Genomic DNA, 23851 nt, shown 5'->3' with positions numbered 1-23851 from the left:
TCCTGTAAATCTTGGGGGTTGTAACGCGTACTGGCTCCCCCTGCGGGGAGCCAGTAACGCTACGTTTGCGCAACCAGCAGGTGGTTACTTGATCGAACCGCCTGCAGCCATGATCTTCTGCTCTGCTGAGCTCGAGACCTTGTCTACTGCAATGTTCAGCTTAACAGCGATGTCGCCGTTACCAAGAACCTTGACCTTCTCGTTCTTGCGAACTGCGCCCTTGGCTACGAGGTCAGCTACTGTGACATCTCCGCCGTTGGGGTACAGCTCAGCGAGAGCATCCAGGTTCACAACCTGGTACTCAACACGGAAGGGGTTCTTGAAGCCGCGGAGCTTGGGGGTGCGCATGTGCAGAGGCATCTGTCCACCCTCGAAGCCGATCTTGACCTGGTAACGAGCCTTCGTTCCCTTGGTACCACGACCTGCAGTCTTACCCTTAGAACCTTCACCACGGCCTACGCGGGTGCGAGCCTTCTTCGCGCCCTCAGCGGGACGAAGGTGGTGCACCTTGAGGACGTGCTCACGAGGTTCAGCAGCAGCCTTCTTCGCAGCAGGCTTCTTTGCTGCAGCAGCCTTGGGAGCCTCAGCCTGAGCTTCGGTCTTCTCAGCAGCTGGCTTAGCGGCAGCCTTAGGAGCAGCCTTTGCAGCAGGAGCCTTTTCTGCAGCTGGCTTTGCAGCAGCCTTAGGTGCAGCAGCTTTGGCAGCAGGTGCCTTTGCAGCGGCAGCCTTAGGAGCAGCAGCCTTCGCAGCTGGAGCCTTCTTTGCGGCTTCCTTCTTCTCTTCAGCCATTAGTCAATCTCCTCGACCTTGACGAGGTGAGCCACGGCGCGAACGTATCCGCGAGTTACCGGGCTGTCCTCTTTGACGACGATGTCGCCAATGCGCTTGAGACCCAGGCTACGAAGAGTGTCGCGCTGGTTCTGCTTTTCGCTAATTACGGACTTGATCTGTGTGACCTTTAGACGAGCAGCCATTAGGCACCTGCCTTTGCAGCCTCAGCTTCTGCGCGCACGAGGCGTGCAGGAGCAACCTGGTCAAAGTCCAGACCACGACGTGCTGCTACTGCGCGAGGCTCTTCGAGCTGCTTCAGTGCTTCCACGGTGGCGTGAACAATGTTGATGGTGTTGGACGAACCGAGAGACTTGCTCAGAACGTCGTGGATGCCTGCGCACTCGAGTACGGCACGCACTGGACCACCGGCGATAACACCGGTACCTGCAGCAGCGGGACGAAGGAGTACAACACCGGCAGCAGCCTCGCCCTGTACGGGGTGAGGAATGGTGTTACCGGTGCGTGGTACGCGGAAGAAAGCCTTCTTTGCTTCTTCAACACCCTTGGAGATAGCGAGGGGAACTTCCTTCGCCTTACCGTAGCCAACGCCAACCATACCGTTACCGTCACCAACGACGACGAGAGCGGTGAAGCTAAAGCGACGACCACCCTTGACCACCTTGGATACACGGTTGATGGTAACGACGCGCTCGAGGAACTGGCTCTTCTCAGCGTCGCGATCGCGGTTGCGATCCTTGTTGGGGTTGCGCTCACGGCCACCACGGCGAGCCTCACGAGGCTCGTTGGTGGTGTCTACGAGTGCAGTCTCCACAGCTGCTTCTGCAGCTTCAGTTTCGTTAACAGTGTTCTCGCTCACAGGCTCAATCCACCCTCTCGAGCTCCATCGGCGATCGCGGCAACGCGACCGGCGTACTTGTTTCCACCGCGGTCAAAGACAACAGCTTCAATTCCAACCTTCTTTGCACGCTCAGCGACGAGTTCGCCGACCTTGCGAGCCTTAGCGGTCTTGTCACCAGCGAATGTGCGCATGTCGGACTCGAGGGTCGATGCCGAAGCAACGGTGACACCCTGTGAGTCGTCGACGAGCTGTACAAATACGTGGCGTGCGGAACGGGTGACGACCAGACGTGGACGTGCAGCAGTTCCTTCGATCTTCTTGCGAAGACGTGCGTGACGGCGGTCGCGTGCGGCCGACTTGGACTTTCCTCGGGTTCCGAGTGCCATGGCTACTTACCAGCCTTTCCAGCCTTGCGGCGAACAACTTCGCCGGCGTAACGCACACCCTTGCCCTTGTATGGCTCTGGCTTGCGCAGCTTACGAATGTTGGCAGCAACTTCACCGACAGCTTGCTTGTCGATGCCGCTCACGATGAGCTTGTTGTTGCCCTCAACAGTGAAGGTGATGCCTGCAGGAGGCTCCACGGTGATGGGGTGTGAGTAGCCAAGAGCAAACTCAACACCAGCGCCCTTAGAAGCAACGCGGTAACCGGTACCGACTACTTCGAGACCCTTTTCGTAGCCCTGGGTTACGCCAACAATCTGGTTAGCGATGAGGGTACGAGTCAAACCGTGCAGCGAACGCGAGTTGCGCTCGTCATCGGGACGGCTCACAACTACCTGGTTCTCCTCAATCACAGCAGTGATTGGAGCAGAAATGGTGAGCTTGAGTTCGCCCTTAGGACCCTTGGTAGTAACGTCCTGACCATCAATGGTCACGGTTACACCACCAGGGATGTCAATAGGAAGACGACCAATACGTGACATTCTCGGTTACCACACGTAGGCGAGGACTTCCCCACCTACGCCCTTCTTCTCAGCTTCACGGTCAGTGAGAAGACCGCTCGAGGTGGACAGAATGGCGATACCGAGGCCACCGAGGACCTTGGGGATTTCGTTCGACTTTGCGTAGACACGAAGACCAGGCTTCGATACACGCTTGATGCCGACGATAGAAGCGTGGCGATCTGCACTGTACTTGAGGTTCAGTGTCAGGGTCTTGCCTACGCGTGCATCTGCAACTTCCCAACCAGCAATGTAACCCTCAGACTTGAGGATTTCGGCAATGCCGGTCTTGAGCTTGCTGTTCGGCATGGACACGGAGTCGTGGTGTGCCGAGTTAGCGTTGCGCAGTCTGGTCAGCATATCTGCGACCGGATCTGTCATTGTCATGTGTTTATCCTTTTTTCACCAGGTTTCGCCATCCGTTACGCGGGTGGCGACCTGTGGTGCTTAGTTGGTAGAGGTGTCTACCGACTTGAATGGGAAGCCCAGTGCACGAAGCAATGCGCGTCCCTCGGTGTCGTTCTTGGCAGTCGTCACAACAGTGATGTCCATACCGCGAGGACGGTCGATCTTGTCCTGGTTGATCTCGTGGAACATTGTCTGCTCGGTGAGACCAAAGGTGTAGTTTCCGTGTCCGTCGAACTGGCGGTCGGAGAGACCACGGAAGTCACGGATACGAGGAAGAGCCAGCGACAGGGTGCGGTCGAGGAATTCCCACATGCGGTCACCACGGAGGGTAACGTGCGCACCAATGGGCTGACCTTCACGCAACTTGAACTGTGCGATTGACTTGCGAGCCTTGGTTACCGAAGGCTTCTGGCCAGTGATAGCGGTCAGGTCAGCGACGGCGAAGTCGATGAGCTTTCCATCCTTGGCTGCTTCACCAACACCCATGTTCACCACGATCTTGGTGAGGGTTGGGATCTCGTGAACGTTCTTCAGGCCGAGTTCAGTGGCCAGAGCCTGCTGAAGTTCTGCCTTGTACTTTGCCTTGAGACGTGGCTGGATTTTGCCAGCTACTGCGGTGTTCGTCATTACAGGTCCTTACCTGACTTCTTGGCGTAACGGACTCGCACGGTCTTGCTTGCGCCGTTCTTGGTGACAGTCTCGGTGCGGAAACCAACGCGAGTTGGCTTCTTGGTCGAGGGGTCAACAATTGCCACGTTTGAAATGTGGATCGAAGCCTCAACGGTCTCGATACCACCGGTCTTGGTGCCGCGGGCAGACTGGCCAACGCGGGTGTGCTTGGTTACGTAGTTGACGCCCTCAACGATGACGCGGTTGCGATCGGTGAGAACCTCAATTACCTTGCCCTGCTTGCCACGGTCTCCGCCGCGAGCCTGGCTACGACCAGTGATGACCTGTACGAGGTCACCCTTCTTGATGTTTGCCATGACTAGATAACCTCCGGAGCCAATGAAACAATCTTCATGAACTTCTTGTCGCGCAGTTCGCGACCGACAGGACCGAAGATACGAGTACCGCGAGGCTCGCCATCCGACTTGAGGATGACAGCTGCGTTCTCATCGAACTTGATGTAGGAACCGTCGGGACGACGGGTCGACTTGACGGTACGAACGACGACAGCCTTAACGACGTCACCCTTCTTCACGTTTCCGCCGGGGATAGCGTCCTTGACGGTTGCCACGATAACGTCACCGAGACCGGCGTAACGACGACCGGAACCACCGAGAACACGAATCGTGAGCAGCTCCTTGGCGCCGGTGTTGTCGGCAACCTTGACGCGTGATTCTTGCTGAAGCACTTCTAACTCCTTTTACGAAGTAGGCCAGGGCCTACTTAGCCTTCTCGACGATTTCGACCAGGCGCCAGCGCTTGGAAGCGCTGAGCGGACGGGTCTCGCTGATAACAACCAGGTCACCGATGCCGGCAGTGTTGAGCTCATCGTGAGCCTTCACCTTCGAGCTGCGGCGAATAACCTTGCCGTAGAGAGGGTGCTTCACGCGGTCTTCAACCTCAACAACGATGGTCTTGTCCATCTTGTCGCTGGTGACGTAGCCACGACGAACCTTGCGGTACCCGCGAACGAGTACTTCGGTCTCTTCGGCCTTCTTAGCCTTTGCGGTAGCCATTATTCGGTCTCCTCCGCGGTCTCGGCCTTAGCGGCCTTGGTCTTCTTCTCAGCCTTAGCTGGAGCAGCTGCTACAGCAGGCGTTGCACGAATACCGAGCTCGCGCTCACGGAGAACCGTGTAGATGCGTGCGATATCGCGCTTGACAGCACGGAGGCGTCCGTGGCTTTCGAGCTGACCGGTAGCAGACTGGAAGCGCAGGTTGAACAGCTCTTCCTTTGCCTTACGGAGCTCTTCTACGAGGCGCTCGTTGTCAAAAGTGTCGAGTTCGTTGGGACGAAGCTCCTTGGATCCGACAGCCATTATGCGTCTCCCTCCTCGCGCTTGATGATGCGTGCCTTGAGGGGCAGCTTGTGAATTGCACGAGTCATTGCTTCACGAGCAATGGTCTCGTTCACACCGCTGAGCTCGAAGAGGACGCGGCCTGGCTTGACGTTAGCTACCCACCACTCTGGTGAACCCTTACCGGAACCCATACGAGTTTCAGCTGGCTTCTTGGTCAGAGGACGGTCAGGGTAGATGTTGATCCAAACCTTTCCACCACGCTTGATGTGACGGGTCATCGCGATACGAGCGGACTCGATCTGACGGTTGGTCACATAGGCGGGGGTCAGTGCCTGGATACCGAATTCACCGAAGGAAACCTTGGTGCCACCAGTTGCCTGGCCGGAACGGCCGGGGTGGTGCTGCTTACGGTGCTTTACACGACGTGGAATCAACATGGTTATGCCTCAACTCCTGCTGGAACCGCTGCAGCCTCTGCCTTAGGGGCACGGCGTGGACGGTCGCTACGCTCGGGACGGACACTCTTCTGGTTTGCCTGCTCGCGAGCAAGCTCCTTGTTGGTGATGTCGCCCTTGTAAATCCATACCTTCACACCAATGCGGCCGAAGGTGGTCTTGGCCTCGTAGAAGCCGTAGTCGATGTTCGCGCGGAGGGTGTGCAGTGGCACACGGCCTTCACGGTAGAACTCGGAGCGGCTCATTTCAGCGCCACCCAGACGACCGGACACCTGGATACGAATACCCTTGGCGCCAGCGCGCTGAGCGCCCTGAAGGCCCTTACGCATTGCGCGACGGAAAGCCACACGACCTGCAAGCTGCTCAGCAATACCCTGAGCTACCAGCTGAGCTTCAGCCTCAGGGTTCTTCACCTCGAGGATGTTGAGCTGGATCTGCTTACCAGTGAGCTTTTCGAGGTCAGCGCGGATACGCTCTGCCTCGGCGCCACGGCGACCGATCACAATGCCGGGACGGGCAGTGTGAATGTCGACGCGAACGCGGTCACGGGTGCGCTCGATCTCGATACGTGCAACACCTGCACGGTCGAGGGTCTCGCTGAGCATGTGACGGATCTTGACGTCCTCAGTCACGAAGTCGGCGTAACGCTGACCCTTCTTCGTGCTGTCGGAGAACCAACGTGACACGTGGTCAGTGGTGATTCCCAGACGGAAGCCGTAGGGGTTTACTTTTTGGCCCATTACTTGGCCTCCTTCTTCGCAGCCTTGCCAGCAACCTCGAGCTCGTCGGGGGTAGCAAGTACGACAGTGATGTGGCTGGTGCGCTTCAAGATCTTGAATGCGCGACCCTGTGCACGGGGACGGAAACGCTTCAGGGTTGCACCCTCGTCAACAAAAGCTGCTGAAACGAAGAGGTCCTGCTCGTCGAGGAATGCGTTAGACGCATCTGCCTTGACGCGAGCGTTAGCGATTGCCGAAGCAACAAGCTTGTATACGGGCTCGGATGCGGTCTGAGGTGCGAACTTCAGAATCGCGAGAGCTTCGTGAGCCTGCTTTCCACGGATGAGGTTTACAACGCGTCGGGCCTTCATCGGGGTAACGCGGATGTGACGCACGCGTGCGACTGACTCCACCATTTTCTACTCCTTCTCGTCACCGCGATTAACGGCGACGGCCCTTCTTGTCATCCTTCACGTGGCCACGGAAGGTACGAGTTGGTGCAAATTCACCAAGCTTGTGGCCAACCATGGTTTCGGTAACGAACACAGGAATGTGCTTGCGACCGTCGTGAACTGCAATCGTGTGACCGAGCATCGCGGGGATGATCATCGATCGACGCGACCAGGTCTTGATTACGTTCTTTGTGTTGGCCTCGTTCTGGCGAACAACCTTGCGAAGCAGGTGCTCGTCAACGAAGGGGCCCTTCTTAAGACTGCGTGGCATCTTCTTAAACTCCTACTAGCGCTTCTTGCCGACGGTACGACGACGGACGATGAGCTTGTCGCTTTCCTGGTTAGGACGGCGTGTGCGGCCTTCCTTCTGACCCCAGGGGCTGACAGGGTGACGACCACCGGAGGTCTTACCCTCACCACCACCGTGTGGGTGGTCGACTGGGTTCATAGCAACACCACGAACGGTTGGGCGAACGCCCTTCCAACGCATACGGCCTGCTTTACCCCAGTTGATGTTGGACTGCTCTGCGTTACCAACTTCACCAATGGTGGCGCGGCAACGAGCATCAACGTTGCGGATTTCACCCGAAGGCAGACGAAGCTGCGCGTAGGGGCCATCCTTAGCAACGAGACGAACAGATGCACCAGCCGAACGCGCCATCTTTGCTCCGCCACCGGGCTTGAGCTCGATCGCGTGGATAACGGTACCGGTCGGGATGTTCTTCAAAGGCAGGTTGTTACCTGGCTTGATGTCGGCGCTGGGGCCGGACTCAACGAAGTCACCCTGGCTCAGCTTGTTGGGAGCCAAGATGTAACGCTTGGTGCCATCAACAAAGTGGAGCAGTGCAATACGTGCGGTGCGGTTGGGGTCGTACTCAATGTGAGCGACCTTGGCCAATACGCCGTCCTTGTCGTTACGACGGAAGTCGATAACGCGGTACTGGCGCTTGTGGCCACCACCGATGTGACGGGTAGTGATGCGACCCTGGTTGTTACGGCCACCGGTCTTAGACAGGGGGCGAAGCAACGACTTTTCAGGAGTCGAACGGGTAATTTCAGCGAAGTCCGCAACGCTCGAGCCACGACGGCCCGGGGTTGTGGGCTTGTACTTACGAATAGCCATGATTAATCCTCTTTATCCGTTCCGCTTAGCCAACGGCCGTAAAGATGTCGATGGAACCGGACTTCAGAGTGACAATGGCGCGCTTGGTGTCCTTGCGCTTACCCATTCCAAACTTGGTACGGCGGGTCTTACCCTGACGGTTCAGGGTGTTGATGGAAGCAACCTCAACCGAGAAGATCTTCTCGATAGCGAGCTTGATCTCGGTCTTGTTGGAGCGAGGGTCAACCAGGAAGGTGTACTTACCCTCGTCGATCAGACCGTAGCTCTTTTCGGAGACAACCGGAGCGATGACAACATCGCGTGGGTCTTTGTTCCAAGCTGCGTTAGTCATTACTTGGCCTCTTCCTTCTTCTTGCTGTTCACGAAGGAAGTAATTGCTTCCTGAGTGAACACGATGTCGTCAGAGACGAGCACGTCGTAAGCGTTCAGCTGGTCTGAGTTCAGAACGTGAACGTTAGGCAGGTTGCGAACGCTCTTGAGCGACAGGTCATCGTTGCGGTCAAGAACGATGAGTACGTTCTTGCTCGAAGCGATGGTGTTCAAGAACTCAGATGCAACCTTGGTGGAAGGGGTCTTCTCACCAAATGCAGTCACAGCGTGAATACGTCCACCGCGAGCGCGGTCAGAGAGAGCACCGAGCAGAGCTGCAGCGATCATCTTCTTGGGGGTGCGCTGTGCGTAGCTACGTGGCACGGGTCCATGCACGATGCCACCACCGGTCATGTGAGGAGCACGGATCGAGCCCTGACGAGCGCGACCGGTTCCCTTCTGCTTGAAAGGCTTGCGACCTGCACCAGAAACTTCGCCGCGGCCCTTGACCTTGTGCGTACCCTGACGGGCAGCAGCAAGCTGAGCGACGACAACCTGGTGGATCAGTGGGACGTTGACGGTAACGTCAAAGAGCTCAGCAGGAAGCTCAACAGAGCCTGCCTTCTTGCCCTTGAGGTCAACGACGTCGAGAGTGGTAACGGTAGCCATGGACTACGCCCCCTTCACTGCGTTGCGAACGAATACGAGGCGGCCACGTGCACCAGGAACAGCTCCCTTGACGAGCAAGAGGCCCTTCTCTGCGTCTACTGCGTGAACCTTGAGGTTGAGCACGGTGACGCGCTCTCCACCCATGCGACCGGCCATGCGCATGCCCTTGAAGACGCGGCTAGGGGTCGACGAAGCACCGATAGAACCAGGCTTACGGTGGTTACGGTGTGCACCGTGAGATGCAGAAACACCAGCGAAGTTGTGACGCTTCATAACACCGGCAAAACCCTTACCCTTGCTTGTTCCGACGACGTCAACCTTCTGGCCGGCTTCGAAGGTGGAGTCAACGGTGAGTTCCTGGCCTACGGAGTAGGAGGATGCGTCAGGGGTGCGAACTTCGGTCACGTGACGGCGAGGAGTAACTCCGGCCTTCTCGAAGTGACCGGTTGCAGGCTTGTTTACCTTGCGTGGGTCAATAGCGCCACCGGCGATCTGAACAGCTTCGTAGCCGTCTTTCTCAGTGGTGCGCAGCTGAGTAACCACGTTAGGAGTGATTTCGATAACGGTGACGGGAACAAGCTTGTTGTTCTCATCCCATACCTGGGTCATGCCAAGCTTCTTGCCCAGCAGACCTTTAACAGTCTTAGTTGCGTTTGCCATGTCGTCCCCTAGAGCTTGATCTCAATGTTGACGTCAGCAGGAAGGTCAAGGCGCATGAGCGAGTCAACAGCCTTAGGCGTGGGGTCGACGATGTCGATCAAACGCTTGTGGGTGCGCATCTCAAAGTGCTCGCGGCTGTCCTTGTACTTGTGAGGAGAACGGATTACACAAACTACGTTCTTCTCGGTAGGAAGGGGCACAGGGCCGACAACAGTTGCACCCGCACGGGTTACTGTGTCAACAATCTTGCGCGCCGAGGAGTCAATGACCTCGTGGTCATATGACTTAAGTCGAATGCGGATCTTTTGTCCCGCCATGTGACTCTCTCTTTCATTCAGTGCGTCGTACAGCCTCGGGACCGCATTGGACGCATCGCGTTAAAACGCTGGCACTCTACTTTTAGGTGTCGCACCACTGTTTACATGTCAATGTGCTTGGGCTCTCTCCCGCGCGAACACGGCAAAGTCTGGGTTACCCCAGGCTCAGCTGAGAGCTTTGGCGATGTTCTCTACCTGCGGCCTAACGTGATCGGAATATTCCGTCGTTATGCACTGCCAGGGTAGTGATTTCTGCACAAGGGCAGAAAATGTCGAACTTGAAGAGTCTGCCACACTTTACAACCGGAGTGCAACCCGGGCGTGTCGAGGGCTTTGCCCTACAAACACGCCACAGTTACCTCAACTGAAGAAGGGCCGTGGACGACCTTCCGCCGCCGCCGCGTCTTCACGTGTTATATGCGAGCGTGCGTGAGCAATCGCGAGTTCTAAATTATCAAACACATGGTTGGGATGACGCAGTTGTCCCAGCACTCCCACGCGGGTAATGAGTTCTCGGTGTTGCTGAGGAATTCCTTTGATGATGGCGGTTTTGCCGTCGCGTTCGAGCTGAGTAACGATCTCTGCCAATATCTGTGCGCCGGTGGCATCGAGGAATTGCACACCCGAGAGCTGAATAATCACCACGGTCACATCAGGATGAGTCGTGACTTGTTCATGAATCTTGTCGGCCACACCAAAGTACAGTGCTCCCTCTATCCGAAATAGTGCAATGCGGTCATCTCCAAAAACAGGAGGTCCGGGTAGTTCAACCTGATGAACCTTGCCCCGCATGATGAGTGCTCGTATGGAGAACAGCACTGTCACCAGAATCCCCACGACGACCGCTTCGATCAGATCAAGAGCAACGGTAATCACCGCGGTGGCAATAAAGATTGCCGCATCATGTTTGGTGCTGCGCAAAATCTTCCATGCAGCTCGGTTGGGAACCATCCGCACCGCCGTCACCATGAGCACCCCGGCAAGCGCGGCCAGTGGAATCCTCGAGACGGGACCGGTTGAGATATAGACCACGGCCAACAACACCACCGAGTGCACGATTGCTGCCATGCGGGTCTGGGCACCTGAACGCACATTAACAGCGGTGCGGGCAATCGCTCCGGTGGCAGGCATGCCACCAAAGAGCGCTGACCCGACCGAAGCCAAGCCTTGACCGATGAGTTCGCGGTTGGGGTTAAACAGTCCGGTATTCGCCATCGAGGCTGCCACGCGTGCCGAGAGCAAAGACTCTATTGTCGCTAGAGCTGCCACGGCGAGCGCAGGAACAATCAACTCCCCCGCGGAGATGCCTGCGAAGTCCGGCAGGGCCGGAAGCGGCAGGGAGCTGGGAAGTTCACCAATACGCTGCAGGGGTGAGCCGGTGATTTCAGCCACCAGAGTGACCACCACTATCGCCACGATGGAACCGGGAACAACCGGCAGCACCTTGGGAACAGCAACCATCATGAGGGCAACCAGTAACACCACACCCAGAGACCACAGCGCGAGGTTAAGGTTGCTTGCAACGATGGCATTCCACGCAGAAATCAGTGCACTTGGTGATTCCGCGAATTCAGGCGAGCCCACCGCAGCAGGAATTTGCTGCAAGAAAATGATGACCGCAATTCCGAGCGTGAAGCCTTCGATGACTGGCCAGGGAATGAAGCTGATTGCCCTGCCTAGTCGGAAGATTCCCATCACGAGAACAAACACCCCAGCCAACAAGCCAACAATCACAATCGAGGCAACACCGTGATTGGCCACAATCGGCGCCAGGACCACCACCATGGCCCCGGTGGGACCCGAGACTTGAACATTGGAGCCGCCAAAGACGGCGGCAATAAACCCTGCAACTACTGCCGTGATCAATCCGGCTTCAGCCCCCACACCTGAGCTCACTCCGAATGCGAGAGCGAGCGGCAGGGCAACGATACCGACGGTGAGACCGGCAAGCAGATCTGATTTCCAGGTACGAGGCAAGGCGGCATAGTCTGCGCGGTTCGGCAGTAGAGACATCAATGTCGCCCACATGCCAGAAAGACTATTCCTGTTGTTGCCTTTTCACCGCACACCCTCTTCCGCTGAGGGGGAAGGGCTTAGCCTTGGACTTTTCCAGAAAATGCAGCAATGGGTTTGAGGATGCTGGGACGCATCAGCAGCCAGCCAATCACCATCGCCACAACCGAGAGTGCAAAGATTCCTGCTCCCAGCCACGAAGTTCCATCATTGCCGGCAAACATGATGTTGAGATTACGCAGAGCACCCGTAGTGAAGACGAGGGTGACATGCACGACGATGAAGACAAAGAAATAGAACAACACGATCACGTGCAGGGACCTAGCAAGCTTCTCGGGGAACACGCGGTGCATCCAGCCCTCTTTCGGCCACAGCGGCGACAGCCGTAGGCCGGTCTTAATTGCAATCGGTGCGGCAATAAAGACAGTGAGGAAATAGGCCAACACCTGCAGGCTGTTGTAATTCACCCACGCGTTATCGCTGGGCCAATCTAGAGACGCATATTGCAGGCCTGCCGAGAGGGCGTTCGGGAACACGTCCCACGATGTGGGAACGATACGCATCCACTGCCCGGTGACAAAAAGCAACACGATAAAGATCACACCATTGAGCACCCACAAGAAATCCATCTGGATATGGAACCAGTGATACAACCCCATGCGCTGAGCTGGTGCGTTCTTATTCAGACGAAACTTCGTGGGAGTCCAAAAAGCAGGAGGGCGCTTTTTGGAGCGAATAATCCACCCCGTGCGGATGACAAACAACAGGAAGAAGAAATTCAAAAAGTGCTGCCAGGCCAACCAGGCGGGAATCCCCACGGGAGCATTTTCGGGTAGTGGTGTCGTTCCCGGATATGTGGTGAGAAAACGTTCCACCTCAGGAAGTGTGCGCAGCCACTGCGCTATCAGGATGAGCGCAGCAAGTATCACCAGAGCAACGGCACTGTAGCCGACTAGCTGTTTACGCTGCACACTCACACCCCCAAATCTACCGTGAACGAGTGTGGGCCCCGGCTAATTGCCGGAGCCCACAACTTCGATTACGCGAGTGAACTACTTCGCTGCTGCTCTCATCTGGTTTGCCACCTCAATGGCATCCCCAGCAGGAGCATCAGACTTAGAAGCAGGACGGGCGATGAGCATATACAAAATGCCCGCCACGAGAACCACGCCTAAACCAAGCCACGAAGCCCAGTCCGCAACAAAGTTGCCGCTGGCTCCAGGCTGAAGCAACCACAGGATTGCCCAAATGCCATATGCCAGTGCAGCGATGTTGATGACCATGCCCCACGCGCCAAGCTGGAATTGACCTGCAGGCTTCCAGCCTTTGAAGCGCTGAACCAACGAAGCCAAAACCACAGCTTGGAACGCGATGTAAATTCCTAGCACTGCAAAGGCGGTGATGGGAACCAGGGTGTCAGGCATTGCATAAATCACAATGGCCAAAATGATGGGGATCACACTGGCAACAAACAGCGCGTTGCGTGGCACCTTGGTGCGAGGAGTGAGCTTGGCCAACCACGCACTTGCAGGAAGCATGCCATCACGTGCCTTGGACTGGATCAAGCGGCTTGCGGCTGCTTGCAGGCTCAAAATACACGAGATGAATGCAAGCACAGCAACACCCACGAAGATCTTGGCGCCGACAACACCGAGAGACGATTCCAAAATGGCAGGTATCGGATTCATGTCTTCCCCGTTGACAATGCTGATCAGGTTAGGTGCTGCCATGACATATCCAGCGAAGGACATCAGTGCCGAAACTGCACCAACGAAAATCGTCAAATACATTGCCTTCGGAATACGTCGACCAGGGTTGCTCACTTCTTCAGCAACGTCACCGCAGGCTTCGAAACCGTAGAACATAAACAGACCAACCAATGCCGAGGCAACAAAGGCTGTCATGTAGTCCCCGTCACCTTTGCCGAAGGTGTCAAAGAATACAGACCAGTCATTCTTGCGTTCAAAGATTAGAAGGAAAAGACCGACGCCGACAACACCGACCAGTTCGGCAGCAAGACCAATACGTGCAATTCGTGACATGGTCTTGGTGCCGCCCAGGTTGAGTAACAGCGCCACAAGCAAAATACCGATAGCAAATGCCAGAGTTGATTCTGGTGTCACTTCAACACCAAAGATCTCCATCGCATAGCCGGTGCTGAACTCGATAACTGCGGTGATAGTTACCAGCATTGCCCAGACATAAATCCATGAAATCAGCCAGGCATATCTCTTCCCCCACAGTCGCCTAGCCCACGGATAGAGTCCGCCCGCGATCGGGAATTGGGAGACAATTTCGCCAAACACCAGTGCAACCAGAAGCTGACCTGCTGCCACAATGACAATCCACCACATGGACGGCGGACCACCGGTGGAGACGGCAAGAGCGAACAGTGAATAAATCGCAACCAACGGAGACAGGTACGTGAATCCGAGAGCGATGTTCCCCCAGAGTGACATGGTGCGTGAATAACTTGTCTGGTAACCCAGGGCTTTCAGATGCGCATCATCGTCTTGGTGCGTTTGTGAAACGGACTGCGACATGCGAGACCTTTCGGTTTTCACGCTCAGTGCGGTCCTGATTCGAGGCTGCACAACGGCGTGCTGGGAATCAGGCTATTCCCAGAAAGCACGCAACGCCAGTCCCAAATATCATCGATATTTCGTCAACTGTTGGTAGATTGCCCGCTTTGTCGCGATGAACAGCGAGGTTACTTTGGTGGGAGCGTGATGACGATCCGATTGTCGTCAAATGGTTTGTCATCGGCTGAAGGCATTGGTGCTCTGGCTTCTGCCTGTTCCTCAGCGACAATTCGAGGCTCACGGGCGCTGGGGTGAAAGAGCTCATCCATCACCGCAAAGGCACCGGCTGCTCCTCCGGAAGGTTTCTTACCGAGCTTTTTGTATCGGCGCTGAGCGGGATATGAGATCACGAAGATCACGAGGGCGATAACCCCAACCCAGGTCAGTAGCTCAGTCAAACTCATGGAACAAAGCTACCAAAAGAGGTTTTGGGCAGAAGAAAAGGGGCCGAGCAAAAGCTCGGCCCCTCTATCGAGTAATCGAAATTACTTGATGATCTTGGTTACGGTACCAGCACCTACGGTACGACCACCCTCACGGATAGCGAAGCCGAGGCCCTCTTCCATAGCGATGGGCTGAATAAGCTCAACGGTCATGTCAGTGGTGTCACCAGGCATAACCATTTCCTTGCCAGCAGGCAGGGTGATTACACCGGTTACGTCGGTGGTACGGAAGTAGAACTGTGGACGGTAGTTACCGAAGAATGGGTTGTGACGCCCACCCTCATCCTTGGAAAGGATGTAAGCAGTTCCTTCGAAGTTGGTGTGAGGAGTAACCGAACCAGGCTTTACAACAACCTGGCCACGCTCAACCTCTTCGCGCTTGGTACCGCGAAGAAGAAGACCACAGTTCTCGCCAGCCCATGCTTCGTCGAGCTGCTTGTGGAACATTTCGATACCAGTAACAGTGGTCTTCTGAGTTGGGCGGATACCAACGATTTCAACTTCAGAGTTGATCTGGAGGGTACCGCGCTCGGCGCGACCGGTTACAACAGTTCCACGACCGGTGATGGTGAAGACGTCCTCAACAGGCATGAGGAATGGCTTGTCCTTGTCACGTACTGGGTCTGGAACAGAGGTGTCTACTGCTTCCATGAGGTCCAGGATGGACTGAGTCCACTTGGGGTCACCCTCGAGAGCCTTGAGACCAGATACGCGAACAACAGGAGCGTTGTCGCCATCGAAGCCCTGGCTGGAGAGGAGTTCACGAACCTCGAGCTCTACGAGCTCCAGGATTTCTTCGTCGTCAACCATGTCGGACTTGTTCAGAGCAACGAGGAGGTAAGGAACACCAACCTGCTTTGCGAGCAGAACGTGCTCGCGAGTCTGAGCCATAGGACCGTCGGTAGCAGCAACAACGAGGATTGCGCCATCCATCTGAGCAGCACCGGTGATCATGTTCTTGATGTAGTCGGCGTGACCAGGAGCGTCAACGTGTGCGTAGTGACGCTTAGGGGTCTCGTACTCAACGTGCGAGATGTTGATGGTAATACCGCGCTGACGCTCTTCAGGAGCGGAGTCGATCGACGCGAAGTCGCGCTGAACGTTGGTTGCGGATGGGTAGGTGTCAGCGAGAACCTTGGAGATAGCTGCGGTAAGAGTGGTCTTACCGTGGTCAACGTGACCAATGGTTCCGATGTTTACGTGAGGCTTGTTGCGCTCGAATTTGGCCTTAGCCACGGGGTCCTCCTAGGACATTCGAGTAGCTTCCGGTTGGAAACTACAGTGTTGGATTTATTTTACTGAACTCACAAGGAGCGAAATTACTCGCCCTTGTTTTTCTGGACGATCTCGTCGGCGACAGCCTTCGGGACCTCGGCGTAGCTGTCGAAGGTCATCGAGTACACCGCACGACCTGAGGTCTTCGACCGCAGATCACCGACGTATCCGAACATTTCCGACAGTGGGACAAGGGCGCTAACGACCTTGACGCCTGTTGCATCTTCCATGGACTGAATTTGTCCACGGCGAGAGTTGAGGTCACCGATAACGTCACCCATGTACTCCTCAGGAGTACGAACTTCAACAGCCATCAATGGCTCGAGAAGTACGGGGTCAGCCTTTCGGGCCGCCTCCTTGAAGGCCATAGAGCCTGCAAGCTTGAAGGCCATTTCCGATGAGTCAACGTCGTGGTAGGCACCATCAACGAGGATGCCCTTGACGCCGACCATGGGGTAGCCGGCGAGAACACCGACTGCCATAGCGGCCTGGAAACCAGCGTCAACGGATGGGATGTATTCACGAGGAACACGTCCACCAGTGACCTGGTTATCGAATTCGTAGATCTTGTCGCCCTGGACCTCGAGAGGCTCGAGCGAGATCTGAACCTTAGCAAACTGACCAGAACCACCGGTCTGCTTCTTGTGGGTGTAGTCGTGCTTGTCTACCTTGCGACGAATGGTCTCGCGGTAGGCAACCTGTGGCTTACCCACGTTTGCCTCAACGTTGAACTCGCGACGCATACGGTCTACGAGGATGTCGAGGTGAAGCTCACCCATACCGGAGATCACAGTCTGACCAGTTTCCTGGTCCTGCTCAACACGGAAGGTGGGGTCTTCTTCAGCAAGCTTCTGGATAGCAGTACCCAGCTTCTCCTGGTCAGCCTTAGTCTTGGGCTCAATAGCAACCGAGATAACAGGCTCGGGGAAGCTCATGGACTCCAGAACAATGGGGTTTGCAGGATCGCAGAGGGTGTCACCAGTGGTGGTGTCCTTCAGACCGATCACGGCGTAGATGTGACCAGCAGACATCGACTCAACAGGGTTTTCCTTGTTGGCGTGCATCTGGAAGATCTTGCCGATACGTTCCTTCTTGTCCTTGGTTGCGTTGAGCACCTGGGCGCCGGAGTCAGCTGCACCCGAGTAAACACGGGTGTAGGTCAGACGACCGAAGAAGGGGTGTACCGCAACCTTGAAGGCCAGAGCCGAGAAAGGCTCCTTTGCATCTGGCTTACGCTCGATGACCTTTTCCTCATCGCGCACGTCGTGACCCTGGGTTGCAGGAACGTCGAGCGGGCTGGGGAGGTAGTCAACTACAGCGTCGAGCATGGGCTGAACACCACGGTTCTTGAAGGCAGAGCCACACAGAACGGGGTAGATCTCAGAAGCGATAACCATCTTGCGGATAGCCTTCTTGATCTCAGCAACAGTGAACTGGTCGTCACCGTTGAGGTAACGCTCGAGGAGTTCGTCGTCACCTTCAGCAACAGCTTCGATGAGCTTGGCGCGGTATTCGTTTGCCTTGTCAACGAGATCAGCAGGGATCTCTTCGATGTCGTACTTGGCACCCATTTCCACGTCACCCTTTGCGTCTCCACGCCAGGTGAGTGCGCGCATCTCTACCAGGTCAACAACACCTTCGAAGGTGTTCTCGAAACCGATAGGAAGCTGGATAACAAGTGGCTTAGCACCCAGACGCTTGACGATGGTGTCTACGGTGAAGTAGAAGTCAGCACCCAGCTTGTCCATCTTGTTGACGAAGCAGATACGAGGAACGTCGTACTTGTCAGCCTGACGCCATACGGTCTCAGACTGAGGCTCAACACCTTCCTTACCATCGAACACAGCAACAGCACCGTCGAGAACGCGGAGCGAACGCTCCACCTCCACGGTGAAGTCAACGTGACCGGGGGTGTCAATGATGTTGATCTGGTTCTTGTTCCAGAAACAGGTGGTTGCAGCAGAAGTAATCGTGATACCACGCTCCTGCTCCTGGGCCATCCAGTCCATGGTTGACGCACCATCGTGAGTTTCACCGATCTTGTGGTTAACACCGGTGTAGAACAGGATTCGCTCAGTTGTGGTGGTCTTTCCAGCATCGATGTGAGCCATGATGCCGATGTTGCGGACCTTGTTTAGGTCAGTAAGCACGTCTTGTGCCACAGGATTCCTCCGAAATTAGGGGTGAACAGGGACTGGCTCGGTCTACCAGCGGTAGTGAGCGAAGGCCTTGTTCGACTCGGCCATCTTGTGGGTGTCTTCGCGACGCTTGACTGCTGCGCCCAGACCGTTTGATGCATCGAGAATCTCGTTCATGAGACGCTCAGTCATGGTCTTTTCGCGGCGAGCCTTGGCGTAGCTGGTCAACCAACGCAGTGCGAGGGTGTTTGCACGGTGAGGCTTAACCTCAACGGGGACCTGGTAGGTCGAACCACCAACACGGCGAGAGCGAACCTCAAGGGTGGGGCGCACGTTGTCGAGTGCCTTCTTGAGAGTGACGACTGCATCTGCACCGGTCTTTGCGGTTACACCTTCGAGTGCACCGTAAACGATGCGCTCTGCGAGACCCTTCTTGCCATCAAGAAGAATCTTGTTGACGAGCTGGGTAACAATGGGGGCGCCGTATACGGGATCGGCGACAACGGGACGCTTAGGAGCGGGACCTTTACGAGGCATTACTTCTTCTCCATCTTCGCTCCGTAGCGGCTACGAGCCTGCTTACGGTTCTTCACGGCCTGGGTGTCGAGTGCACCACGAACGATCTTGTAACGAACACCGGGGAGGTCCTTTACACGACCACCACGAACGAGCACCATCGAGTGCTCCTGGAGGTTGTGACCTTCACCGGGAATGTAGGCGGTTACTTCGGTTCCGTTGCTGAGCTTGACACGAGCAACCTTACGAAGAGCCGAGTTGGGCTTCTTGGGGGTGGTGGTGTACACACGGGTGCATACGCCACGCTGCTGTGGGTTCGACTTCAGGGCTGGAGCCTTGGTCTTGGTGACCTTAGGCGTACGTCCCTTACGAACCAACTGGTTAATAGTTGGCACTATTTCTCCTTATTAAAACTGCACGGTGACAGTCGCTAAACGATTTAGCTGAACATCTGCCGCGACGCCACGAGTGTGGAGTCATTAATAACAGATATGCCGTGGGGGTTCGCCACCGGAATAGTGGGTTGACCCTTAAGGTGTTTCTGGCGCGCAAAACGCACCAATTGAAGAGCTTATCCCAGCAGATGGCACCGGGTCAAACGGCAATTTCCTCGCTAGCGGCGGTCTGATCCGCGTCACGATATTTGCGTGCCTTCAAAGCAATCCAGCCACCGAGCCAGATGGGAATTTCTCGAGAGAGCACTACGGCAACCAAAACCAACGGGTTGAAGGCAATTCCGCGCCACATAAACTCAATAGCTTCGCTGTAGGTCAAGGTCCACGCGCGAACGGTGAGCAATCCTGCTGCAATTGCGGTGGCATACGTCAGCACAGCAACAAGCAAGCCCCACAGCACAAAAGAGCGCCAGTGGCCCCTGTTCACCAGGATGGCAAGTAGGACAAAGTAGAGCGTGAAGGCAAAGACGGTCAACCAATACACCGGAGTCAGCAAGAAGCTCACACTGCGTTCTTGAATGAACGCAGCAGCTTCCGTGCCTTCGGAGGATGAGCCATAAAGCCAGGCTGCTGCCGAATAGCCCCACGCAGCTAAAGCGTAGAGAACAGCAAAGATCGCACCCCCGAGCAGTGCCACTAGCGCTGCCGTGGTGCGGTTGCTGGGCTTGGTATCTACAGCGGGAGAATCTTCACTCGTGCCTGCTGCCACCGAAGCAAAACCAGCACCGCGAGCGGCCTCCTCTTCAGGAGTTGGCTTGAAAAACTCGGGGTGTTCCTGTGCAACATCACTCATGATGCGCCCAGCGTACAACGACGAAAGCCCCGCCTCGTGGCGGGGCTTTCGGTAAGTCACAAACTCAGTACTGAGTGTGTTCCTACTTAGTTGTAGTTACCAGAGAAGTCATCCGACGAGAAAGACTCGAAGTCGACAAAGCTCAGGTCAGCGTCAGAGAAGTCACCCTCAGCCGCGAAGATGCGGTTGGGGTAGCGTTCTGCCTTAGCTTCCTCGGTTGCCTCGACGGCGATGTTGCGGTACTTCGCAAGACCGGTTCCGGCGGGGATGAGCTTACCGATGATGACGTTCTCCTTAAGGCCGACGAGAGGATCGGACTTGCCGTCCATCGCAGCCTGGGTGAGAACACGGGTGGTCTCCTGGAAGGAGGCAGCCGACAGCCATGACTCGGTTGCCAGCGACGCCTTGGTAATACCGAGGACTTCCTGACGAGCCGAAGCAGTCTTCTTGCCTTCCTGCAGCGCAGCACGGTTGAGCTCGGTGTAACGCGAGCGGTCAACGAGCTCACCGGGGAGCAGTTCGGTGTCACCGTGCTCAACAACAGTTACCTTGCGGAGCATCTGACGAACGATGACCTCAATGTGCTTGTCGTGGATAGGTACACCCTGCGAGCGGTATACGCCCTGCACGCCACCAACGAGGTGCTGCTGTACGGCGCGAACGCCCTGTACGCGCAGAACTTCCTTGGGGTCAACGGTTCCAACCTGGAGCTGCTGTCCGAGTTCAACGTGGTCTCCATCTGATACGAGGAGAGTCGAACGCTTGAGCACGGGGTAGATCACAGGCTCATCACCGTTGTCTGGTGTGAGGATGACCTTACGGCTCTTGTCGGTCTCTTCGATGGTGATGCGACCAGCAGTCTCAGCGATAGGCGATGCACCCTTAGGGGTACGTGCTTCGAAGAGCTCCTGAACACGTGGCAGACCCTGGGTAATGTCGTCTGCACCAGCGGTACCACCAGTGTGGAAGGTACGCATGGTGAGCTGGGTTCCAGGTTCACCAATGGACTGAGCAGCGATAATACCGACGGCTTCACCGATGTCTACCAGCTTGCCGGTAGCAAGTGAACGGCCGTAGCAGGCAGCACATACACCGGTTGCAGACTCACAGGTCAGGACCGAACGGACCTTGACCTCGTTGATGCCAGCAGCGATGAGGGTGTCGATCAGAACGTCACCTGCGTCGTCGCCAGCCTTGGCGATGACGTTACCCTGAGCGTCGACTGCGTCTGCAGCGAGGCTACGAGCGTAGATGGAGTTCTCCACGTTGGCGTCACGAACCAGCTCACCGGCTGCGTTAGCGGCAGCGATTGGCAGGTCGAGACCCTTAGTGGTGCCACAGTCCTCTTCGCGGATGATGACATCCTGCGAGACGTCGACGAGACGACGAGTGAGGTAACCGGAGTCTGCGGTACGCAGAGCAGTGTCAGCCAGACCCTTACGAGCACCGTGGGTAGCGATGAAGTACTCCACAACGGAGAGACCTTCACGGTAAGAGTTGATGATCGGGCGAGGGATAATTTCACCCTTCGGGTTGTTCACCAGGCCACGCATACCCGCGATGTTACGAACCTGCAGCCAGTTACCACGAGCACCAGAGGTGACCATGCGGTTAATGGTGTTGTTCGCAGGGAAGTTCTTCTGCATAGCTTCAGCAACTTCAGCGGTAGCGTCGGTCCAGATCTTGATCAGTTCCTGACGACGTTCGTTGTCAGTGATCATGCCCTTCTCGAACTCAGACTGAACCTTCGCAGCCAACTTCTCGTAACCAGCAACGATTTCGCGCTTGTTTGGAGGAGTCAGAACGTCGGAGAGTGCAACGGTCACACCGGAGCGAGTAGCCCAGTGGAAACCAGCGTCCTTGATGTTGTCAAGGGTCGCCGCAACCACAGTCTTGGGGTAACGCTCAGCGAGGTCGTTGACGATTGCAGAGATGGTTCCCTTGTCCGCAACCTTCTGGACGTAGGGGTAGTCAGCGGGCAGAGCCTCGTTGAACAGTGCCTGACCCAAAGTGGTGTTGACCAAAACGGGACCACCGGTGTAACCCTCAGGTGCTTCACCCTCAGCAAAGACAACATCATTCAGACGAATGCGTGCCATCGCGTTGAGGTCCAGCGTGTGCTGGTCGTGAGCGAGGATTGCCTCAGCAATCGAGCTGAATGCGCGACCTTCACCGGTTGCACCTTCCTTCACGGTAGTGAGGTGGTGCAGACCAATGATCATGTCCTGAGTAGGCAGGGTCACGGGGCGACCGTCTGAAGGCTTGAGGATGTTGTTCGAAGCAAGCATCAAGATGCGTGCTTCGGCCTGAGCCTCAACCGACAGAGGAAGGTGAACAGCCATCTGGTCACCGTCGAAGTCAGCGTTGAACGCAGCACACACGAGAGGGTGAAGCTGAATAGCCTTACCTTCAATGAGCTGAGGTTCAAATGCCTGAATACCGAGACGATGCAGGGTTGGTGCGCGGTTCAGCAGAACAGGACGTTCGCGGATGATCTCTTCGAGAACATCCCACACCTGGGGGCGGCTACGCTCAACCATGCGCTTGGCGCTCTTGATGTTCTGAGCGTGGCTCAGGTCGATCAGACGCTTGATGACGAATGGCTTGAACAGCTCGAGCGCCATCTGCTTAGGCAGACCACACTGGTGCAGCTTGAGCTGAGGACCAACGATAATCACGGAACGACCGGAGTAGTCCACGCGCTTACCAAGCAGGTTCTGACGGAAACGACCCTGCTTACCCTTGAGCATGTCAGAGAGTGACTTGAGCGCACGGTTACCGGTTCCGGTAACTGGACGTCCACGACGACCGTTGTCGAACAGCGCGTCAACTGCTTCCTGCAGCATGCGCTTTTCGTTGTTCACGATGATCTCTGGAGCACCCAGGTCAAGCAGACGACGCAGACGGTTGTTGCGGTTGATCACACGACGGTAAAGGTCGTTGAGGTCAGAGGTCGCAAAGCGTCCACCGTCGAGCTGAACCATGGGGCGAAGCTCTGGTGGGATAACGGGAACAACATCGAGAACCATAGCCGCAGGGCTGGTTCCGGTGTTGATGAAGGAAGATACAACCTTGAGGCGCTTGATCGCACGGATCTTCTTAGCACCCTTACCTTCGGTGATTTCCAGACGCAGAGCTTCCGCTTCTGCTTCCAGGTCGAAGGTTTCTAGACGGCGCTTGATTGCTTCAGCACCCATGAAGGCGTCGAAGTACAGGCCGTAGCGGTCTACCAGCTCGTTGAAGACAGCGTCTTCAGGCTTGAGGTCGCCAACCTTGAGGTTGCGGAAGTCTTCCCAGACGCGCTCGAGGCGAGCGATTTCGTCGTCGATGGACTTGCGGATCTGAGACATTTCCTTCTCAGCTACGTCCTTCGCACGACGCTTCTGGTCTGACTTTGCACCTTCAGCTTCGAGAGCTGCGAGGTCGTTTTCCAGACGCTGCATGCGGTCAGCAATGCGAGCATCGCGCTGGTCTCCAAGGGTCTTCAGCTCGAGACGAAGCTCGTTCTCCAGACCAGGCATGTCAGCATGACGGCCCTCTTCATCGATGTCGATAACCATGTAGGCAGCGAAGTAGATGACCTTTTCAAGGTCCTTCGGTGCCATGTCCAGGAGGTAACCCAGACGGCTAGGAACACCCTTGAAGTACCAGATGTGGGTAACGGGAGCGGCCAACTCAATGTGACCCATGCGCTCACGGCGCACGGATGACTTGGTGACCTCTACGCCACAGCGCTCACAGACGATGCCCTTGAAGCGGACACGCTTGTACTTGCCACAGGAGCATTCCCAGTCGCGAGAAGGTCCGAAGATCTGCTCACCAAAGAGGCCGTCCTTCTCAGGCTTGAGGGTACGGTAGTTGATTGTTTCGGGCTTCTTGACCTCACCAAACGACCAACGACGAATGTCGTCAGCAGTGGCCAGACCGATACGAAGCTTGTCAAAAGCGGTTGCGTCGAGCAATTTAACTCTTTCCTTAGATT

At 56.1% G+C, this 23851-nt stretch carries 30 protein-coding genes; all 30 read right to left on the bottom strand.

Annotated elements, in window-relative coordinates:
* Positions 1–84: 84 nt before the first annotated feature.
* Complete coding sequence (gene rplO / locus AINA4_RS00970; protein ID WP_281787126.1) at positions 85–789, bottom strand: 50S ribosomal protein L15; 705 nt, start codon at positions 787–789, stop codon at positions 85–87.
* Positions 789–974, bottom strand: a complete 186-nt coding sequence (gene rpmD / locus AINA4_RS00965; RefSeq protein WP_280797974.1) for a 50S ribosomal protein L30 — start codon at positions 972–974, stop codon at positions 789–791. The genes rplO and rpmD overlap by 1 nt, the downstream gene beginning before the upstream one ends.
* Complete coding sequence (gene rpsE / locus AINA4_RS00960) at positions 974–1603, bottom strand: 30S ribosomal protein S5 (protein ID WP_256372996.1); 630 nt, start codon at positions 1601–1603, stop codon at positions 974–976. The genes rpmD and rpsE overlap by 1 nt, the downstream gene beginning before the upstream one ends.
* Before the next feature lie 41 nt (positions 1604–1644).
* A complete protein-coding gene (rplR, locus tag AINA4_RS00955) occupies positions 1645–2016 on the bottom strand; it encodes a 50S ribosomal protein L18 (RefSeq protein WP_096382520.1) in 372 nt (123 codons plus the stop codon).
* 2 nt (positions 2017–2018) lie between these two features.
* Positions 2019–2555, bottom strand: a complete 537-nt coding sequence (gene rplF / locus AINA4_RS00950) for a 50S ribosomal protein L6 (RefSeq protein WP_096382523.1) — start codon at positions 2553–2555, stop codon at positions 2019–2021.
* Between the two features lie 6 nt (positions 2556–2561).
* Positions 2562–2960, bottom strand: a complete 399-nt coding sequence (gene rpsH, locus AINA4_RS00945) for a 30S ribosomal protein S8 (protein ID WP_114128470.1) — start codon at positions 2958–2960, stop codon at positions 2562–2564.
* Positions 2961–3020: 60 nt separating this feature from the next.
* The gene (rplE, locus tag AINA4_RS00940) at positions 3021–3608 is read right to left on the bottom strand and encodes a 50S ribosomal protein L5 (protein WP_096382527.1); all 588 of its coding nucleotides are present in this window, start codon (positions 3606–3608) and stop codon (positions 3021–3023) included.
* Positions 3608–3967, bottom strand: coding sequence for a 50S ribosomal protein L24 (gene rplX / locus AINA4_RS00935; protein ID WP_281787125.1), 360 nt, complete (start codon positions 3965–3967; stop codon positions 3608–3610). Before rplX ends, rplE begins: the two co-directional genes overlap by 1 nt.
* Positions 3968–3969: 2 nt before the next feature.
* On the bottom strand, positions 3970–4338 hold the full coding sequence (rplN, locus tag AINA4_RS00930; RefSeq protein ID WP_096382532.1) for a 50S ribosomal protein L14: 369 nt from the start codon (positions 4336–4338) through the stop codon (positions 3970–3972).
* A gap of 31 nt (positions 4339–4369) precedes the next feature.
* Entirely contained in the window at positions 4370–4666 is a 297-nt protein-coding gene (rpsQ, locus tag AINA4_RS00925) for a 30S ribosomal protein S17 (protein WP_114128467.1), read from the bottom strand.
* Positions 4666–4968 carry a 50S ribosomal protein L29 gene (gene rpmC / locus AINA4_RS00920; RefSeq protein ID WP_096382536.1) on the bottom strand — a complete coding sequence of 101 codons (303 nt, stop codon included), beginning with the start codon at positions 4966–4968 and terminating at the stop codon, positions 4666–4668. The genes rpsQ and rpmC overlap by 1 nt, the downstream gene beginning before the upstream one ends.
* Positions 4968–5387, bottom strand: coding sequence for a 50S ribosomal protein L16 (gene rplP / locus AINA4_RS00915; protein ID WP_096382539.1), 420 nt, complete (start codon positions 5385–5387; stop codon positions 4968–4970). The genes rpmC and rplP overlap by 1 nt, the downstream gene beginning before the upstream one ends.
* Before the next feature lie 2 nt (positions 5388–5389).
* On the bottom strand, positions 5390–6145 hold the full coding sequence (gene rpsC, locus AINA4_RS00910) for a 30S ribosomal protein S3 (protein ID WP_096382541.1): 756 nt from the start codon (positions 6143–6145) through the stop codon (positions 5390–5392).
* Positions 6145–6540: a 50S ribosomal protein L22 gene (gene rplV / locus AINA4_RS00905; RefSeq protein WP_114128466.1), complete on the bottom strand. Its 396-nt coding sequence runs from the start codon at positions 6538–6540 to the stop codon at positions 6145–6147. The genes rpsC and rplV overlap by 1 nt, the downstream gene beginning before the upstream one ends.
* Before the next feature lie 25 nt (positions 6541–6565).
* Positions 6566–6847 (bottom strand): 30S ribosomal protein S19, encoded by a 282-nt coding sequence (gene rpsS, locus AINA4_RS00900; protein ID WP_096382546.1) that lies wholly within the window; start codon positions 6845–6847, stop codon positions 6566–6568.
* A 15-nt stretch (positions 6848–6862) separates the two neighbouring features.
* Complete coding sequence (gene rplB, locus AINA4_RS00895; RefSeq protein ID WP_096382548.1) at positions 6863–7699, bottom strand: 50S ribosomal protein L2; 837 nt, start codon at positions 7697–7699, stop codon at positions 6863–6865.
* A gap of 25 nt (positions 7700–7724) precedes the next feature.
* Positions 7725–8030 carry a 50S ribosomal protein L23 gene (gene rplW, locus AINA4_RS00890; protein ID WP_096382550.1) on the bottom strand — a complete coding sequence of 102 codons (306 nt, stop codon included), beginning with the start codon at positions 8028–8030 and terminating at the stop codon, positions 7725–7727.
* Complete coding sequence (gene rplD, locus AINA4_RS00885) at positions 8030–8677, bottom strand: 50S ribosomal protein L4 (RefSeq protein ID WP_280799367.1); 648 nt, start codon at positions 8675–8677, stop codon at positions 8030–8032. Before rplD ends, rplW begins: the two co-directional genes overlap by 1 nt.
* 3 nt (positions 8678–8680) lie before the next feature.
* Positions 8681–9337, bottom strand: coding sequence for a 50S ribosomal protein L3 (gene rplC, locus AINA4_RS00880; protein WP_280799368.1), 657 nt, complete (start codon positions 9335–9337; stop codon positions 8681–8683).
* Between the two features lie 8 nt (positions 9338–9345).
* A complete protein-coding gene (gene rpsJ, locus AINA4_RS00875) occupies positions 9346–9654 on the bottom strand; it encodes a 30S ribosomal protein S10 (protein WP_030147986.1) in 309 nt (102 codons plus the stop codon).
* A gap of 360 nt (positions 9655–10014) precedes the next feature.
* A complete protein-coding gene (locus tag AINA4_RS00870) occupies positions 10015–11667 on the bottom strand; it encodes a SulP family inorganic anion transporter (RefSeq protein WP_281787124.1) in 1653 nt (550 codons plus the stop codon).
* A gap of 80 nt (positions 11668–11747) precedes the next feature.
* A complete protein-coding gene (locus AINA4_RS00865; protein ID WP_281787123.1) occupies positions 11748–12644 on the bottom strand; it encodes a cytochrome b/b6 domain-containing protein in 897 nt (298 codons plus the stop codon).
* A gap of 75 nt (positions 12645–12719) precedes the next feature.
* Positions 12720–14210: an amino acid permease gene (locus AINA4_RS00860; RefSeq protein WP_281787122.1), complete on the bottom strand. Its 1491-nt coding sequence runs from the start codon at positions 14208–14210 to the stop codon at positions 12720–12722.
* Positions 14211–14377: 167 nt separating this feature from the next.
* Positions 14378–14653 (bottom strand): hypothetical protein, encoded by a 276-nt coding sequence (locus tag AINA4_RS00855; protein ID WP_281787121.1) that lies wholly within the window; start codon positions 14651–14653, stop codon positions 14378–14380.
* Between the two features lie 81 nt (positions 14654–14734).
* On the bottom strand, positions 14735–15928 hold the full coding sequence (tuf, locus tag AINA4_RS00850) for an elongation factor Tu (protein WP_096382562.1): 1194 nt from the start codon (positions 15926–15928) through the stop codon (positions 14735–14737).
* An 83-nt stretch (positions 15929–16011) separates the two neighbouring features.
* The gene (gene fusA, locus AINA4_RS00845) at positions 16012–18129 is read right to left on the bottom strand and encodes an elongation factor G (RefSeq protein ID WP_281787120.1); all 2118 of its coding nucleotides are present in this window, start codon (positions 18127–18129) and stop codon (positions 16012–16014) included.
* Positions 18130–18171: 42 nt separating this feature from the next.
* Positions 18172–18642 carry a 30S ribosomal protein S7 gene (gene rpsG, locus AINA4_RS00840; protein WP_096382567.1) on the bottom strand — a complete coding sequence of 157 codons (471 nt, stop codon included), beginning with the start codon at positions 18640–18642 and terminating at the stop codon, positions 18172–18174.
* Entirely contained in the window at positions 18642–19016 is a 375-nt protein-coding gene (rpsL, locus tag AINA4_RS00835) for a 30S ribosomal protein S12 (RefSeq protein ID WP_096382570.1), read from the bottom strand. Before rpsL ends, rpsG begins: the two co-directional genes overlap by 1 nt.
* 199 nt (positions 19017–19215) lie before the next feature.
* On the bottom strand, positions 19216–19869 hold the full coding sequence (locus tag AINA4_RS00830) for a hypothetical protein (RefSeq protein ID WP_281787119.1): 654 nt from the start codon (positions 19867–19869) through the stop codon (positions 19216–19218).
* Positions 19870–19955: 86 nt separating this feature from the next.
* Positions 19956–23831, bottom strand: coding sequence for a DNA-directed RNA polymerase subunit beta' (gene rpoC / locus AINA4_RS00825; RefSeq protein ID WP_096382575.1), 3876 nt, complete (start codon positions 23829–23831; stop codon positions 19956–19958).
* Between the last annotated feature and the right edge of the window lie 20 nt (positions 23832–23851).

This window comes from Aurantimicrobium sp. INA4, from assembly GCF_027924525.1.
GTDB lineage: Bacteria > Actinomycetota > Actinomycetes > Actinomycetales > Microbacteriaceae > Aurantimicrobium.
This window is presented reverse-complemented; position numbering and strand designations above follow the sequence as displayed.

Bases quoted from the DNA above. Each gene is read 5' to 3' on its own strand.
- rplP (WP_096382539.1), bottom strand. From the start codon at position 5,387: ATGTTGATTCCACGTCGTGTAAAGCACCGTAAGCAGCACCACCCCGGC.
- rplE (WP_096382527.1), bottom strand. From the start codon at position 3,608: ATGACGAACACCGCAGTAGCTGGCAAAATCCAGCCACGTCTCAAGGCA.
- AINA4_RS00855 (WP_281787121.1), bottom strand. From the start codon at position 14,653: ATGAGTTTGACTGAGCTACTGACCTGGGTTGGGGTTATCGCCCTCGTG.
- rpmC (WP_096382536.1), bottom strand. From the start codon at position 4,968: ATGGCTGTCGGATCCAAGGAGCTTCGTCCCAACGAACTCGACACTTTT.
- AINA4_RS00860 (WP_281787122.1), bottom strand. From the start codon at position 14,210: ATGTCGCAGTCCGTTTCACAAACGCACCAAGACGATGATGCGCATCTG.
- rpsJ (WP_030147986.1), bottom strand. From the start codon at position 9,654: ATGGCGGGACAAAAGATCCGCATTCGACTTAAGTCATATGACCACGAG.
- rplD (WP_280799367.1), bottom strand. From the start codon at position 8,677: ATGGCTACCGTTACCACTCTCGACGTCGTTGACCTCAAGGGCAAGAAG.
- rplX (WP_281787125.1), bottom strand. From the start codon at position 3,967: ATGGCAAACATCAAGAAGGGTGACCTCGTACAGGTCATCACTGGTCGT.
- rpmD (WP_280797974.1), bottom strand. From the start codon at position 974: ATGGCTGCTCGTCTAAAGGTCACACAGATCAAGTCCGTAATTAGCGAA.
- rpsQ (WP_114128467.1), bottom strand. From the start codon at position 4,666: ATGGCTACCGCAAAGGCTAAGAAGGCCGAAGAGACCGAAGTACTCGTT.
- rpsH (WP_114128470.1), bottom strand. From the start codon at position 2,960: ATGACAATGACAGATCCGGTCGCAGATATGCTGACCAGACTGCGCAAC.
- rplB (WP_096382548.1), bottom strand. From the start codon at position 7,699: ATGGCTATTCGTAAGTACAAGCCCACAACCCCGGGCCGTCGTGGCTCG.
- rplV (WP_114128466.1), bottom strand. From the start codon at position 6,540: ATGGTGGAGTCAGTCGCACGCGTGCGTCACATCCGCGTTACCCCGATG.
- AINA4_RS00830 (WP_281787119.1), bottom strand. From the start codon at position 19,869: ATGAGTGATGTTGCACAGGAACACCCCGAGTTTTTCAAGCCAACTCCT.
- rplR (WP_096382520.1), bottom strand. From the start codon at position 2,016: ATGGCACTCGGAACCCGAGGAAAGTCCAAGTCGGCCGCACGCGACCGC.
- rplW (WP_096382550.1), bottom strand. From the start codon at position 8,030: ATGACTAACGCAGCTTGGAACAAAGACCCACGCGATGTTGTCATCGCT.
- rplF (WP_096382523.1), bottom strand. From the start codon at position 2,555: ATGTCACGTATTGGTCGTCTTCCTATTGACATCCCTGGTGGTGTAACC.
- rpsG (WP_096382567.1), bottom strand. From the start codon at position 18,642: ATGCCTCGTAAAGGTCCCGCTCCTAAGCGTCCCGTTGTCGCCGATCCC.
- rplC (WP_280799368.1), bottom strand. From the start codon at position 9,337: ATGGCAAACGCAACTAAGACTGTTAAAGGTCTGCTGGGCAAGAAGCTT.
- rpsS (WP_096382546.1), bottom strand. From the start codon at position 6,847: ATGCCACGCAGTCTTAAGAAGGGCCCCTTCGTTGACGAGCACCTGCTT.
- rplO (WP_281787126.1), bottom strand. From the start codon at position 789: ATGGCTGAAGAGAAGAAGGAAGCCGCAAAGAAGGCTCCAGCTGCGAAG.
- AINA4_RS00870 (WP_281787124.1), bottom strand. From the start codon at position 11,667: ATGTCTCTACTGCCGAACCGCGCAGACTATGCCGCCTTGCCTCGTACC.
- rpsC (WP_096382541.1), bottom strand. From the start codon at position 6,145: ATGGGCCAAAAAGTAAACCCCTACGGCTTCCGTCTGGGAATCACCACT.